Annotated in this window: 14 protein-coding genes and 2 pseudogenes; 8 read left to right on the top strand and 8 right to left on the bottom strand. The window is 59.5% G+C overall.

Annotated features, from left to right (window positions below):
* The coding region (locus tag QP999_RS13295) for a hypothetical protein (protein ID WP_284848460.1) at positions 1–186 on the bottom strand (186 nt) is incomplete at its 3' end.
* Between the two features lie 137 nt (positions 187–323).
* On the opposite strand from QP999_RS13295, the pseudogene QP999_RS13290 reads away from it, so the two are divergent.
* From QP999_RS13290 to QP999_RS13280, 4 genes and pseudogenes are all read left to right on the top strand, one after another.
* Positions 324–1550 (top strand): annotated as a pseudogene (locus tag QP999_RS13290) (IS3 family transposase).
* Between the two features lie 99 nt (positions 1551–1649).
* Entirely contained in the window at positions 1650–2024 is a 375-nt protein-coding gene (locus QP999_RS13470) for a DUF6973 domain-containing protein (RefSeq protein WP_371440614.1), read from the top strand.
* Between the two features lie 246 nt (positions 2025–2270).
* Entirely contained in the window at positions 2271–2501 is a 231-nt protein-coding gene (locus tag QP999_RS13285; RefSeq protein WP_144015057.1) for a hypothetical protein, read from the top strand.
* A gap of 13 nt (positions 2502–2514) precedes the next feature.
* Positions 2515–3020: pseudogene (locus QP999_RS13280) on the top strand (SLC13 family permease); the annotation flags it as partial.
* 108 nt (positions 3021–3128) lie between these two features.
* Here the strand turns inward: QP999_RS13280 and QP999_RS13275 are convergent.
* Complete coding sequence (locus QP999_RS13275) at positions 3129–3839, bottom strand: GAP family protein (protein ID WP_284848459.1); 711 nt, start codon at positions 3837–3839, stop codon at positions 3129–3131.
* 182 nt (positions 3840–4021) lie between these two features.
* Between QP999_RS13275 and QP999_RS13270 the strand changes: the two genes are divergently transcribed.
* Positions 4022–4645: a TetR/AcrR family transcriptional regulator gene (locus QP999_RS13270; protein WP_070531563.1), complete on the top strand. Its 624-nt coding sequence runs from the start codon at positions 4022–4024 to the stop codon at positions 4643–4645.
* A 66-nt stretch (positions 4646–4711) separates the two neighbouring features.
* On the opposite strand, the gene QP999_RS13265 is transcribed toward QP999_RS13270, so the two are convergent.
* From QP999_RS13265 to QP999_RS13250, 4 genes are read right to left on the bottom strand one after another with little or no spacing between them, the layout of a single operon-like run.
* The gene (locus QP999_RS13265) at positions 4712–5842 is read right to left on the bottom strand and encodes an aminotransferase class I/II-fold pyridoxal phosphate-dependent enzyme (protein ID WP_284848458.1); all 1131 of its coding nucleotides are present in this window, start codon (positions 5840–5842) and stop codon (positions 4712–4714) included.
* The gene (locus QP999_RS13260) at positions 5843–6481 is read right to left on the bottom strand and encodes a DUF3239 domain-containing protein (RefSeq protein ID WP_070523039.1); all 639 of its coding nucleotides are present in this window, start codon (positions 6479–6481) and stop codon (positions 5843–5845) included.
* Positions 6482–6485: 4 nt separating this feature from the next.
* Positions 6486–8123, bottom strand: coding sequence for a DNA repair helicase XPB (locus tag QP999_RS13255; RefSeq protein WP_070531570.1), 1638 nt, complete (start codon positions 8121–8123; stop codon positions 6486–6488).
* Between the two features lie 36 nt (positions 8124–8159).
* Entirely contained in the window at positions 8160–10262 is a 2103-nt protein-coding gene (locus tag QP999_RS13250; protein WP_070565827.1) for a helicase-associated domain-containing protein, read from the bottom strand.
* 93 nt (positions 10263–10355) lie between these two features.
* Here QP999_RS13250 and QP999_RS13245 point away from each other — a divergent pair, with 93 nt between their 5' ends.
* Positions 10356–10541 carry a hypothetical protein gene (locus QP999_RS13245; RefSeq protein WP_070523044.1) on the top strand — a complete coding sequence of 62 codons (186 nt, stop codon included), beginning with the start codon at positions 10356–10358 and terminating at the stop codon, positions 10539–10541.
* Positions 10542–10682: 141 nt separating this feature from the next.
* Here QP999_RS13245 and QP999_RS13240 read toward each other — a convergent pair whose 3' ends face one another.
* Complete coding sequence (locus tag QP999_RS13240; protein ID WP_227485958.1) at positions 10683–11285, bottom strand: TetR/AcrR family transcriptional regulator; 603 nt, start codon at positions 11283–11285, stop codon at positions 10683–10685.
* Positions 11286–11397: 112 nt separating this feature from the next.
* Between QP999_RS13240 and QP999_RS13235 the strand changes: the two genes are divergently transcribed.
* On the top strand, positions 11398–12354 hold the full coding sequence (locus QP999_RS13235; protein WP_232748464.1) for an ABC transporter permease: 957 nt from the start codon (positions 11398–11400) through the stop codon (positions 12352–12354).
* A gap of 101 nt (positions 12355–12455) precedes the next feature.
* Here the strand turns inward: QP999_RS13235 and QP999_RS13230 are convergent, their stop codons facing one another.
* Positions 12456–13106, bottom strand: a complete 651-nt coding sequence (locus QP999_RS13230) for a resuscitation-promoting factor Rpf1 domain-containing protein (protein ID WP_284848457.1) — start codon at positions 13104–13106, stop codon at positions 12456–12458.
* 524 nt (positions 13107–13630) lie between these two features.
* Here QP999_RS13230 and QP999_RS13225 point away from each other — a divergent pair.
* A complete protein-coding gene (locus QP999_RS13225; protein ID WP_070565682.1) occupies positions 13631–14011 on the top strand; it encodes a cold-shock protein in 381 nt (126 codons plus the stop codon).
* The last annotated feature ends 161 nt before the right edge of the window (positions 14012–14172 follow it).

The following is a 14172-nucleotide window of genomic DNA, read 5'->3' as shown; positions in this document are numbered from 1 at the left end:
TGGTACTGCAACCGGGAGGTTGTGGGAGAGTAAGAAACCGCCGACACCAAACAACAACAAACAACTCAATACAACAAGCCCGTCACCCTTGAGCAACAACTCAACGGTGACGGGCTTCTTCGTCGTTTTCGCACACAGCCTACAAGCACTGACCCGAAAACACAGACCTGCGTGCTGCACATCCACGTCTGCGCTTATGGACCGCAATGGATCCCTGCACCGTTCATACGCGCTATTTGTCCCAGGTGAAGCGTCCAGGGTCACTGACATCAATTGAAGCGTTCTGGGTTTAGTTCCTACCTCAGCTAAGGAAGGATTGAACTATGCCTAGAAAGTATTCCGTTGAGTTCAAGGAGAAGGCGGTCCATCAGATCATCGAAATGGTCCGCCTGGAGTCCTGCTCACTGCAACGTGCCTACACGGAGGTCGGTGAGCTGCTTGGAGTGTCTCACCATACGTTGCGGGCTTGGTACCGTGACAGCGCTTCAGTACGTGATGACTCTGGCGCTTCAGGCGGCGAAACGATGGAAGAAGAGCTCAAGCGTTTGCGCCGCGAAAACCGTGAGCTGAAGCGAGCAAACGGGATTCTTAAGACTGCTTCGGCTTTTTTCGCAGCGGAACTCGACCGACCCACGACCAAATGATCTCTTACATCGACGCGTATAAGGATCAGTTTGGGGTCGAGGCCATCTGCCGAGTCCTTAAACAAGCAGATCGTGGATTCATCACCTCACGCGGCTACCGCAAAGCCACCACACGCGTTCCCAGCGCAAGGACCTTAAGCGATAGCCTTCTCATCCCAGAGATACAACGTGTGCATGCGCAGAATTTCTCGGTCTACGGCATCCGCAAAATGTGACACGCGATGAACCGTGAAGGCTTTCATATCGGCCGCGACAAGACTGCACGACTGATGAAGCTAGCTGGTGTTTCCGGCCGCAGACGTGGACGAACCCCCGTGACAACGACTAGCCCGAAGAAACCGGATCATCGCCCAGACCTAGTGCAGCGAAACTTTCGTGCACAAGCACCAGGAAGGTTGTGGGTTGCCGACATTACCTACGTTCGCACCCTGTCAGGATTCGCCTACACCGCGTTTGTCGTGGATGTCTACAGTCGAAAGATTGTTGGTGTTGCTACACGCTCGACGATGCGCACCGATGCGCTACCCATGGAGGCCTTGGAGCATGCGTTAACGACTGCAGGGCGAATCCATGGAAACCAGCTGATTCACCACAGTGATCGGGGCAGCCAGTACGTGTCACTGAAGTATTCCACCGCTCTCGCGGATTCCGGAATCCGGCCGAGTGTGGGGACAGTCGGCGATTCTTATGACAATGCACTAGCCGAAACAGTCAATGGTCTCTACAAGGCGGAACTGATTCATGCCCAAGGCCCGTGGACATCGGTCGGAGAAGTCGAACTGGCCACCTTGCGGTGGGTGCATTGGTGGAACACTAAGCGGCTTCACGAAGCATTGGACTACGGCCACCCCACAAGAAGTAGAAACCGAGTACTATCTCACCCAGCCCATCAACACAGGGCCGTAAAAGAAGCGGAACTAAACCCAGGACGCTTCAAATCTTCAGGTAGCGCCTTTTGCGACCGCCCAGTCGGACCCCTACCGGATATATATCCAGGGCTTTGAAATGCTGTCCTGCATCGCGCTGGTCGACGTAGTATCATGCGGCATCGCCAATCAGGCAGCCACCACCGCGAGTATGGAAGCGCAGAACCGGTTTCCTGGCGCCACATCACTCCGCAATGGAAAGGGCGATGCTTTTCGGCACTGCTTGTGGAATGCCCTGATGACGATGAGAATCGGTGCAGGTGCAGCTGAACGCATTGCTACTAACCACGAAACTGTCGCTCAGGGGCCAGCGGATGAGACCAACGTGGACTTGTATAACAATGCCCAAGGTCGATTTCTTGGATCTGCTTTCGCAAGTAGTGGCGACGAAGCTTCTGCTCTGAACCAGTGCGCCCTCTGGGCTAGAATTGGACTGCTATCTACACTTTCCTAGGAGAAGGGGGTTATGTTAATGAGACGCATGATGGCGCAGATAGGGCTCACTAGTATTGTTTCCCTATTACTCTCCTCTTGTAGTTTTGATGACCCATTGGCTTCTCATCTCGCGTCCGTAGGACGATCGGGACATGAAACCCCCGTTACTGAGTCCATCACACTGGAGGAACTCTACGGACCAGAGTGGACTGAGTTTTCGCTCGTGTGCCCATACACTCCGTATCAAACAGTCAAAGAAACACTTATGGCTGATGATCCCCCTGTTCCAGAACACGGCTTCTCCGATCATGAAAACTTCCTCTTTCTTAGAGGAAAGGGCGACAGCGAGAAATGGGTGAAGTTCTCTCGACAGGCTCTTGATCTGTGTTCTCCATCAAGTCCGTCTTCTTTAATCATGGAGTCAACGACAGTGGCTCTCAGTTTTTCTCTGGATAGTCCGGGTAGTGCTTGGATTCTCACCGGCTTGAACAAGTAGTCATATGGGCTCGCTGCCCGTTGAATCCAAGAAGCTGCAGTACACCCTGGACTGGTCAGATGCGGCCAAGATTGACTGGGGCACCATCATATTGTTTGGTTGCGGCATGATCTTCGGTGCTATGCTGGGCAGCTCCGGTCTAGCAGAAACTATCGGTTCCGGACTCAACAATATGTTGGGCGTATCTAGTGCCTTGGTCATCACTGCCATGGCGGTGTTGCTGGCCATCCTCATCTCTGAGACCACAAGTAATACCGCGGCGGCTGTCACTGTGCCGATTGTTGTTCCACTCGCCATGGCTGCGGGAGTGGACCCTGTTATCCGGCGATGGCCGCTTCCTTCGGCGCATCCTTTGGCTTTATGCTTCCAATTTCCACGCGGCAAAATGCCATCGTTTACGGCTCCGGCTGCGTTTCCATCGCGCGTATGATCCGCACAGGCGTCAGCTTCGACATAATCGGCGGCGCGCTGATTTTCTTCTTTCTCCCAACTGTTGCCGCCTTGGTAGGCATCGGATAGGGGATGAAGAAGACGTAGCTCTCGGCCGCCGTTATGACGGGTCGGGGGGCTAGCTCTGCAGGAAGGGGCTCTTCAATCGGCGCTATCGCTCAACGTTCAGCCCGGCACTCAACCGATCAATCCGAGCCCTTGTGCACTCGATGCCGCCATGTAGACTCCCACAATTGCCGCGATCCACAGCAACGTCACTTTCGCTTCATACTCCAGCCGACGGATGGCGCGCTCCAGACGAGGAAAGATAGCCGGCCCCGCTGCGCCTGCAATGGCAGCCATAAGAGTTGCCGGTAGGACCATGATGATGCAGTACCCCGCAATAAGCGCGACCTTGCCGCTAAACCCGAAAGACATAGACTGGATAATTCCCATTGCGCCCAGGTAAGGCAACATCGTCGCAGCCTCGACGACGGCAGCACCTAGCGCAAGCCCCACCATGCCGGTCGCACTCAGTGACGCGCCCCGTGCAAGGCGAGAAGCCCGACTCTTTGGTACTTTTGGGCCGGCGGTCTGCGCGGCTGCGGGCTTTTTTGGGTTTGGTGAGAACGCACCGAAGATGAAAAGCCCCGCGCCCAGTACAAGAGTCACCCACCGGAACCAATCAGTCTCGCTTACGCCAGAAAGTCTCGATACTGCTGCATCGAACCCTAATAGAAGCGCAATACCAAGGCCGCAGTAGGCCGTGGCGATCGTAGCGAGATAGGTGCCCAATAGGCCTAAACGTACTCGTCGCCAGATAACAATCAGTGCAATAGGAATGACAAGGGTTCCTGCACTCAAACTATCTACGAGTGCAAGGCCAGCAAGGGGAAGGAAGTCTGACATGGAATTCTCCAGTAGTCGGGTGTTTGCGGGGAGTTTGACCTTAGATTCGCAAGAGGCCTCAATCCAGCGTCGTACGTTCGTATTAATCGCGGGCTTGGTACGATTGTACGAGGCGCAATGCGCGAGTGCAACTACACTTATGAATGGCTCATCGCATCTGAGCTACGCAAGATTGGAGCTCCATGTCCGTTGATCGCAACACACCCATCACCGGCACCGCCGCAATGATCGCTGATGCTGCTATTCGAGTGATGGTCAGCCAGGGCCTCGATGCCCTGAGCGTGCGCAATGTCGCCACTGAAGCTGGCGTCGCACCTGGGACTGTCCAGTACCAGATGGGTAAACGGGACGACATCATCGCGAAAGCTTTTGTCAGGTCGTTGCAGCGTCAGGAGTCGCGGGCCCTTACACAAACCGATGCGACGGATTTTCACGCGGCCTTCCACAGTCGTCTTGCTGAACTTTTGCCAATTGGACCTGTCCAGCGCGAGGATTCCGCTGTGTGGGTCATAGTGGGAGCTGCTGCCTCGACGCGTGAATGGCTGGCTGACTTATACGACGCCGAGGTGACGAAGTTTCGGGCGCGCGTTTCTGAAGGTCTCGAAGCAGCGCAACGTTTCGGAAAATTGGCCCGAGGGCTGTCGCCTGAGCAAGGTGCTCGTCTTGTCACTGCACTGGTCAACGGGCTGACGATCGACTACCTCAATGCTCCTGTGGACTCGTCGAAGCAGTTGCTGGCAGACCTTGCTTCGGGACTCGCGCTGATTGTAGAACCCGGTTCTCCTAAAGGCCAGAACGGAATGTAGGGGGCTGAAAGCCGTTAAAGACAAGAATGTGCAGGACAGAAGGGGCAAGCTTAGGAGCCTGAATTCTTAGGACTCTGCAGTTAGACGCCGCACGGCTTCGCGAATGACCTCGGGACGCTTGCAGAAGGCAAAGCGAACCTTATGCTGCCACGGTTCCGGGTTGTCCGTGAAGGCGGCCAGCGGGATGGCTGCCACGCCCTTTGTTGCGGGCAGCTGCATGCAGAAGTCCACGCCGGTCATTCCGGTGGGGGAGACATCGGCAACCACGTAGTAGGTGCCGCCGGTGTCGTGGACGTGGAAGCCCAATTTTTCTAGGCCTTCCACTAGGATACCGCGGCACTCTGCAAGCTCAGACACCATGCCGTCCAGCCATTCTTGTTCATAGCGCAGGGCATGCGCCACGGCCGGCTGGAAGGGCGTGGTGGAGACGAAGGTGGTGAATTGCTTGGCTTTGATGACGCCGTCGAGAAGCTTAGGCTCCGCAATGGCCCAGCCGGTCTTCCACCCGGTGCAGTTGAAGGATTTGGCGGCAGAAGACACCGTGACGGTGCGCTCGGCCATCCCCGGCAGGGAGGCGATGCTGACGTGCTCGGCGCTGCCTAAGGTGAGGTTTTCGTAGACTTCATCGGCCAACACAAGGAGGTCTTTCTCCACGCAGAGCTCGGCAAGCTCGGTGAGTGCCTCGCGGGAGAAGACCGAGCCGGTCGGGTTGTGCGGGGTATTGATGATGACCATGGCGGTCTTATCGGTCACGGCCGCACGTACCGCAGCAACGTCGATGTCCCAGCTGTTGCCGGATTCCTTCAAGGGGACGGGGATGCGGGTGGCGTCGGCAAGCGCGATGGCGGCGATATAGGCGTCGTAATAAGGCTCGAGGACGATGACCTCTTGGCCGGGCTCCACGAGGCCCAAGACTGTTGCGGTGATGGCCTCGGTAGCACCGGCGGTGACCACGACGTGATCCTGCGGCACGGAGTAGGTCTCCGCGATGGCGCTGACCAGCTCCGGGCCCCCGCGTAGGGGAGCGTATTGGTTGTTTCCGCCGGCGATATTCTCCTGGGCAATCTCCAGCATGCGCCGTGGGCCATCGCTATCGGGGAAACCCTGGCCCAAGTTCACCGCGTCATGCTCCACGGCAAGCGCGGTCATGGTGGCAAAGATGGTTTCGCCAAATTCTTGAAGCCTGTGAACAGTCATTTACAGCACCAACAGATCGTACTTCGTAGCCTTGACGTCAGTCAGACGCTTGCGTGCGCGCTCCAGGCGCTGCCACTGATCCTCCGGAATGGACTTGCGTGCAATCGTCACGGTCTCCGCGTCCGGGGTGCCCCAAGCAATTGGCATCGGGGTGATCTGCTGCCAATGGTCTTTATCGCTGCTGCTGCGCTGGCCGGAAACAGCGGCCACCGGGACCTTAGTTCCCACGGTGCGCTTGATGCCTGGAATGCTCGTGACCGTGCGCAGGCATGCGCCCCACCGCGGCGGCGCCTTCGGGTCAACATTGGTGTTCACCAAGGCCATGAGGACCATGTCGCGCTCGTTGACCTCCGCTACCACGGCCGGGGCAAGCGGATAAGAGTCATAGAGCTTTTGCGCCGTGCCGACCTTTCGCGAGGCCATGATGCCAACAACGGCGCAAAAGATTCCGAAGAGCACCATGCCGACGGCCAGCGTGATGCGCCAGACGGCATCCATGCCGAAGTAAACGGCGAGGGCACCGAGGATAAGAACCAAGCCCATGATGAGGCCGGAATTGCGCAGGCGCGAGGAATCACGCAGGAGCTCGTTGTTCTTCTTGGCAAAGTCTTCGTTGACGTCAAACTTGAAAATCTTCATCAGCTCACAAGTCTACTTCGTCCACCAGCCGGTAGGCATAACCTTGCTCGGCCAAAAACCGCTGGCGGTGCATGGCATATTCCGCGTCGATCGATTCGCGCGCCACCAACGTGTAGAAGGTTGCTTCCTGACCATCCTTCTTAGGACGCAGCAGGCGGCCCAAACGCTGGGCCTCCTCCTGACGGGAGCCGAAGGTGCCGGAAACCTGGATGGCCAGGGCGGCTTCGGGGAGATCGATGGAGAAGTTCGCGACTTTGGAGACCACCAGGGTAGGAAGCTCGCCTTCGCGGAATTGCTGGAAGAGCTTTTCGCGTTTGGCGGTGGAGGTCTTGCCGTCGATGACGGGCGCGCCTAGGTGCTCACCGAGCTCCTCCAGCTGGTCCACGTAGGCGCCGATGATGAGCGCCTGCTGACCTGCATGCTTCTTTAGCAGCTTGTCGACGGCCCGCAGCTTAGCGCTTGCCGACGCCGCAATCCTATACCTCTCCCGCGCCTGTGCCGTGGCATAGAGCAGGCGCTCCTCCTGCGTCATATCCACGCGCACCTCGATGCAGTCCGCGGTGGCGATGTAGCCGGCGGATTCCAGTTCCTTCCACGGCGCGTCATAGCGCTTGGGACCGATGAGCGAAAAGACATCGCCTTCGCGGCCGTCCTCGCGGATGAGTGTGGCGGTCAGTCCTAAGCGGCGGCGCGATTGCAGGTCGGAGGTCATTCGGAAAACTGGGGCCGGCAGGAGGTGCACTTCGTCGTAGATGATGAGGCCCCAGTCATGGGAATCGAAGAGCTCGAGCGCGCGGTATTCGCCCTTGGTCTTGCGGGTGACCACCTGGTAGGTGGCGATGGTGATCGGCTTGATTTCCTTCTTCTCACCCGAATACTCACCGATCTCCTCCGGCGTGAGGCTGGTGCGCCGCAGCAGCTCATCGCGCCACTGGCGCCCAGCTACGGTGTTGGTCACGAGGATGAGCGTGGTGGCCTGTGCTTTGGACATGGCGGCAGCACCCACGATGGTCTTGCCCGCGCCACAGGGCAGGACCACGATGCCGGAGCCACCGGACCAGAAGGAATCGGCGGCGTACTGCTGATAATCGCGAAGCTGCCAGTCCACCTCCTCCGTACTCAGCGCGATGGGATGGGATTCGCCGTCGACATAGCCAGCGCGGTCATCGGCGGGCCAGCTGGCTTTGAGCAGCTCTTGTTTGAGCCGCCCGCGTGCGGAAGGCGGCACGGCGATAGTGTTGTCATCAATGCGCGGGCCCAGAAGTTCGCTGACTTTTTTGGTGCGCGTGAGCTCCTCTAGGATGACGGGCTCGTCCGATTCGAGGATGAGGCCGTGGGCCGGATGCGCCAACAATCGCACGCGGCCGTAGCGCGACATGGTCTCGGCGACGTCGATCAGCAGCGCCTGCGGCACCGGGAAGCGGGAGTAGTTCTCCAGTACGTCCACGACTTGCTCGGCATCGTGCCCGGCGGCGCGCGCATTCCACAGGGCTAGCGGGGTGATGCGATAGGTGTGAATGTGCTCGGGCGCGCGCTCCAGCTCAGCAAAAGGCGCGAGTGCTGCGCGAGCTTCGTTGGCTTGGGGGTGATCCACCTCGAGGAGGACGGTCTTGTCCGATTGGACGATGAGCGGTCCGGGCATGATGGGGCCTTTCTACTCTGTGCGTCAGGGAGGGACTTAATCCCTGTCGGCGAAGCGGACGGAGGAAATGCGGTGAACCGGGAAACGCACGGGCTTTCCTGCGGTGCCTAGAGCATCAATGTAGCCGCCCTCTACTGATAATGGCTTCACGGTTACGGTGCGGAGATCGCCGCTTTTATCGGCATAGGAAATCACGATATCGGCGTGGAAGCGCGCGGCGGCGCGGGCCAGAGTGAGCGGATCTGGCTCCTCCTCCTGGTGTTGGCTCGGATCCTGCGCTGACTTCTGCAAAGCCTGAAGCGCCTGCTCCACCGAGGCGGGCTCGCGCTTGCGCGGCTTCGTGCGGGGCGTGGGCAAAAGGTAGGGCTCGGGGGCGACGGTAAGGGAAGCGCCGGATTCATCCTCCGGGGTGGGGGATAGGCCCTTCGCTCGCAGCTTCTCCAGCAACTCGCCCACGCGCAGCTGCGATACCGCGACGGTGGGCGCGAGCAGGCGCAGACCGGGAACGGATGCGACAGCAAGCTCCAGCAGCGCGGGGTCCTCGCTGCGAAGGTACGAGAGCGCTGGCCCGCTGCGGAGGGTGCCATGGCGCTTGGCGACGTCCCCGATGGCAAACCCCAACGCCTGCGGCACGCCCGTCGGGCAATGCGTTTCCAAAAAGTCGGTCATTTCCTGGGCGGTCAGACCCTGGTCCATGCCACGGCGAATGGTGGACTCGCTGATGCGGTACACGCTGGCCAGGCCTGGGGATTCGAGGTCCGCCAGGGAGGCGAGGGTGCGGTGTGTGTCTGGCTCAAGGGGGCCGGGCACGAGGACGGTGAGATCTTGTTGGATGATGAATTCGCTGACGGTATCGGGGACGAGGCTGGCGGCCGCGGCGGAATCAGCCAGCACGCGGGTGGCTTTGCCCAGTGCAATGGCACCGATCCATTCGGCTTCGGCGCGCAGATTCTCAATGGTCAGCGTGCGCGTGTGGCTGGCAAAGAGAGGGGAGCGAAAGCGCAGATCCTCCCAGAACTCTTCGCTGTTCAGCGCGACTGCTGAGTGAGCGTAGACACCCAGGACGAAGCTACGGAAGCGCGGCAGGCGGCGCACTGCGCTGTCGTCTGCGAGCACCCGAGTATCGCTCCACGTGGCCCAGGGGGAGGTACGCCAGGCGTCGAGAAGAATGCGCCACTTCTCCCCGAGATCGGCCTCGAGCCAGTCCTGGGATCCGGTAGTGGGGGCGAGGAAATGGCCCTCTAAGCCATCCGGCTCGCCGCGGTGGAGAAGCCGGGCGTGGTGTCCTAGAGCAATAAGCCGCCCGACTTCTTCTTTATCCAAGTCGAGGTCCTTCGCCAACTGGTTGAGCGGGCGAACGCCCACCGAAGAATCCTTGAGCAGCGCGACCGGGTGGCTACCGAGCAACTCGATGAGCCTCTCCATGCCGCGCACGGCCTCGAGGCCCGCCGCGGCACCGGCGTCGTCTGCCTTTGAATCCGGTTCCGGGGTGCCGGCGCGTCCTGAAGGAGTGGTGGGGATGGGCGGGGTTGCGTCCCCAACCAGTGCACGGGCGAGCGCGCGCGGCAGGCGTACCGAGTGGGCATTGATGCGCTCCAAGAAACCTTTGGCCAGCAGGCGCTTGGCGGGGTCGTCAGAGTTGATATCCGGCTCGGTGTCAGTGGTGTATCCCACGCCATCGCCCTTGGCCAAAGCGTCGAGGATGTGGCGCTCTTCTGGAGTGAGCGCTTCGATGTCTTGTGCGTCGAACTCGACTTGATTGCGCAGCGACCATCCGGTGGGAAGCGAGCCCATGACGGCGGTGACGATGCGCACCTGCGGGGCGTTGCCGAAGACGAGGCCGCGCTCCTTGAGCTGTTTCGTGATTGCCGGGTTGGTGTCTTCCACCATGTCGACTTCGCCGCCGCGTTGTGCGATGTCCTCCAAGGCGGCGAGCTGCTCGGCGTTGCTTGCCGCCAAGGCATCCGCGACGTGCATCGGAAGTGTCAGGCGCGAGGCCAGCGCGTCGAAGTCCTTCGGTGCGGGGGAGAGAACATCGCTGCGGTTACTCAGCAGGGCGCGTAAGTCTTCAGCGGGTAGTTGGCTGAGCCATTCGCGGTAGCTCTCGGTGACGTGGGCGCGGTTTGAGGGGGAGGTCATGATGGCCATCAAGTTTAGTAGGCGGGGGAGGGATGGGGCCCTCGTTGGGTGATTAAGTTACTTTTCGGCGCAGGGTTTGGAATAATAAGGAGCATGTCGAATGAGAACAAAGGCTTCGTATCCCCGGCTTGGCCGAAGAACAGCCCCCGCGAGCACGTCATTACTGAGATCACTGCACCGTTTGCTGGCGCATCCAGCCCGTATGGTGACGATCTGATTCTGCCGATGCCGGCAGAGAAGCTGAACTACGTACACCCGTACACCCGCATCAACCGCTAAGTTGGCGCGCAGAAATCTGCGCTTCACTTAGCGAATGTGCTGAGCCTGACTGGCCTGCTTTCAGCCCCTCCGAGAATGTTCTCCTCGGTGGGGCTATACGTGTTTGTAATGTACTTGCGCCTCAACTAGTCGGCACGGGAACTAGTCGGCACGGGCTTGGGCTTTAAAGCCGTCGAGCAGCGTATCGATGAGCTGGGCTTGTATACCTGATAGGTAGTCGGTGCTCACTAGCGTTCTGGGCAGCGGGCGGGTGATGAGACCGATGCCGATGTGAAGTTCGAGTGGGGTGAGGGACTCGGGGCAGAGGCCTGCTTGCCGCGCGAGTTCGATCATCGGTTGGTAGATCGATTTCAGTTCTGCTGTGCGATGGGCAGCGATCTTCTGCGCGTCATCGTCTGAGAACGCAGCAGTGTTCATTTCGGCTGCCGCAGCTTGAACAACGGCGGCGAAGTTAAGGCCGGCGATGCGATGAATGATATCGCGCCAGGTGCCTTCGGGGTCCTCGTCGAAGCCTTGCAGGTGGCTGTCCACCTCTTCCTTGATGTTCGCTACCTCCGCGCTGGTGATGGCAACGATGAGGGAGAGCCGCTCGGGGAAGTGGCGTGAGACCGTGGCGACGCCCACGCCAGCTTTCTTGGCGATTGAGCGCATGGATACGCCCGGTCCCTCGGTGATGAGCAGCTGCCTGGCTGCTGCGACGATGGCTTGCTTGTTTTCTGCTGCATCTTGTCTCACGGCTTGCATCATATCAAACGGAACACTATGCTCCACTTTGTAAGTGAAACATCCTGTTCCGTTTGGAGGCTATGTAATGTCAGCGGTGAAAAGTCGGGAAAGAAAGCAGCCATCGGTTGCTGTGAAATCGATAGCTGCCATCGTGGGGATCCCCATCGTTATCGGTCTCATGCTGTGGGCATTCTTGGCGCCCACCTTTGCATCCGGGCCAGCCGGAGTGCCGATTGCGGTCTCTGTACCGGAGCCCATGCTCGATGGCATCTCGCAGAAGATTGAGAGCGCGGCTGGGGATGAGGCCCCGGAGATTGTCGTGAAGCACGGCGAGGCGGAGGTGCGAGACGCGGTGCTACAGCGTGAGGCTGTTGGCGGCCTCGCTATCTCTCCTCAGGGCGCGAATGCTTTCACGGCCGCGGGAAATGGTGCTCCCTACGTTGCGATGGTTGACGGTCTTGCGAGCCAGCTCGAGGCTCAGGGGATGACCGTGGAGAAGCGGGAGCTGGCACCGACGACGAAGGAGGACCCGCAGGCAAGCGGCATTGCATTGCTTGGCCTTCCGCTAGCTTTTGGTGGCATTATTTCCGCTGTCATTGCCACCTTTGCATTCCGTGGTAAGAAGTGGATCAAGATGGGAGTGCTCGTTGGTATCGCGCTGGTGGGTGCGCTTATTGCTACGTGGATGCTGCACTCGGTTTATGGAACCCTCGGTGGCAGCTTCGCTGCCGAGTGGATGGCCATTGCAGCGGGTATCCTTGCGACTTCTGCGGTGACCGCCGGCCTCGCGGGAGTGATGGGGGCCGCGGGCATCGGAATCGGTGCTGTGGCGACCATCTTCCTGGCGAACCCGCTGTCGGGTCTGGCGACGGGACCATGGCTGCTTCCTGCCGGGTGGTCGACGCTGGGGCAGTGGATGCCCATCGGCGCGACGGGCCACTTGGTCCGTTCACTGTCCTTCTTTGATGGCAATGGTGCCGTCCATGCGTGGTGGGCACTGGGGCTGTGGATCGTTGTCGGTCTAGTGTTGCTGGCCTTCGATAGGTCGCGCGCTAAGGAAGACGTTGCCGTTGAGGAAAAGGTTTAAGCAAAACCAAAAGAGACTGGATGGAGGACACCATCCAGTCTCTTTTTATGTAGTTAGAGTTTTGCTTTGATGTGCCGTGCTTGCACGGCGCTGCGCGCTGCTTAGCGTGCAGCCAGAACCTGTGCCAGCGGGTCGATGACGTGGCGGTTGGCGGAGTAGAAGGCGTTGAAGTCGTGGCGGTTTGCCTTGTACTGCTCGGTGAAGGATGCCGGAATCGTCAAGCCGTACTGGGTGGCGGTGTCCTGGATGAGGGAGTAGAGGGCGTCGGAAGCCAGCTCATCGGTGGGCTCCTCAGCGGCCTCCTGAACGGCCTGCGGGGCGTCAGCCGGAGCCTCCGGAGCGGTCTTCTCCTTGGCCGGGGCTGCGGCTGCGCTTGCATCACGCGGGGTCGGGGCGGAGTTCAGGCCCAGGCTTGCGGAGCAAGCCGGCCATGCGCCCCAACCCTGCTGTGCCAGGGTGCGCTCGGCAACAACGATCTGCTGCTCGCGGGTTGCCAGGTTAGCGGTCGGAGCGAACTCACCGCCGCCGTAGGCCTGCCAGGTCTGAGCGTTGAACTGCAGGCCGCCGTGGTAACCGTTGCCGGTGTTGATGGCCCAGTTGCCGCCGGACTCGCACTGCGCGAGGCGGTCCCAATCGGAATCCGGTGCAGCGGCAGCGTTCGGTGCCATGATGGCTGCGGCGGCGCCCACGGCAACGGTGGAGGCGGCAAACTTGGTGGCGATGGACTTGTTCTTAGCGGAGTGGCGTCCCATTAAAGTATTCCTTCTCTAGGTTGTTCTTGCTTTCTCGCGCCCAGATGATGCCCAGTCCGGCATAGTGTCTTGCAGTTGATGTTCATAGTCATGCACATCATGTGCGGCCGCCTAGTGGAAGCCCGGACTGTGTCTGGGGCGAGACTTCCACGGCCGGCGGCCGAAGTGCCTGTGGGAAAGAGTAGCGGTTTATAACGAAACAGTCACGTTAAATGCTCCAAAACGGTAACAATCATGCCAATATATCTATGTTTCCCCTGTTCGCGGCGGGAATGTTAGCTACATCACACGTGTTATGGGTGTGGTTGATGGGGTGAACTCTGGGGCAAGTTTCTCTGGCGGAGCGTGGGGAGGTTAAGATGTATCTCTTTATAAGTTCCACGGATAGTTCCTCCGCGCGGCCGCTTCAGTATTAATTACGCCGCGCCTCCTCGTCCCGGAATGCTTGCGGCCTATAGGCCTGGCGCATGGCAGCGCCTAAGCTTTCTAAAGAGGAGAGACGGAAAGAAAGTGAGTGAAGAACCATGCCTATCGGCAAAGTGAAGTGGTATGACGCGGACAAGGGCTTCGGCTTTGTCAGCAACCCCGGCGATGAAGACGTCTACGTTGGCCGCAACGTGCTGCCCAAGGGTGTTGACGAGCTGTATCAAGGCCAGCGAATCGAGTTCGACTTCGCTGCTGGCCGTCGCGGCCCGCAGGCGCTGCGCGTGAAGGTCCTTGATTCCCCGCGCCGCCGCACCCCGGCCCGCAAGCCGGAGGAGCTGTCGAGCATGCTTTCCGACGTCATGACACTGCTCGAAACCCAAGTGCAGCCCGTGCTAAGCCAGGGCCGCTACCCAGAGCGCAAGACCGGCCGTCAGGTAGCTGAGATTCTGCGCGCTATTGCCAAGGACTTGGATAGCTAAGGGGCGGCCGACATTCGTAGGCCGATGACTGAAAAAGTGCCCGAGTTGCCAAAAGCTAGGCTGATTTCAATGATCAGCCCTAAGTTTGTGATGTCTAGCGACTTTTTGGACACGGAGTCCAGGATGTTTTTGGACGGGATGTCTAGTGGCTTTTTGGACGT

Source organism: Corynebacterium sp. MSK004, from assembly GCF_030232515.1.
GTDB classification, from domain to species: Bacteria; Actinomycetota; Actinomycetes; order Mycobacteriales; family Mycobacteriaceae; genus Corynebacterium; species Corynebacterium hesseae.
Note: the sequence above shows the minus strand (reverse complement) of the source record. Positions and strands in the feature narration are given on the sequence as shown.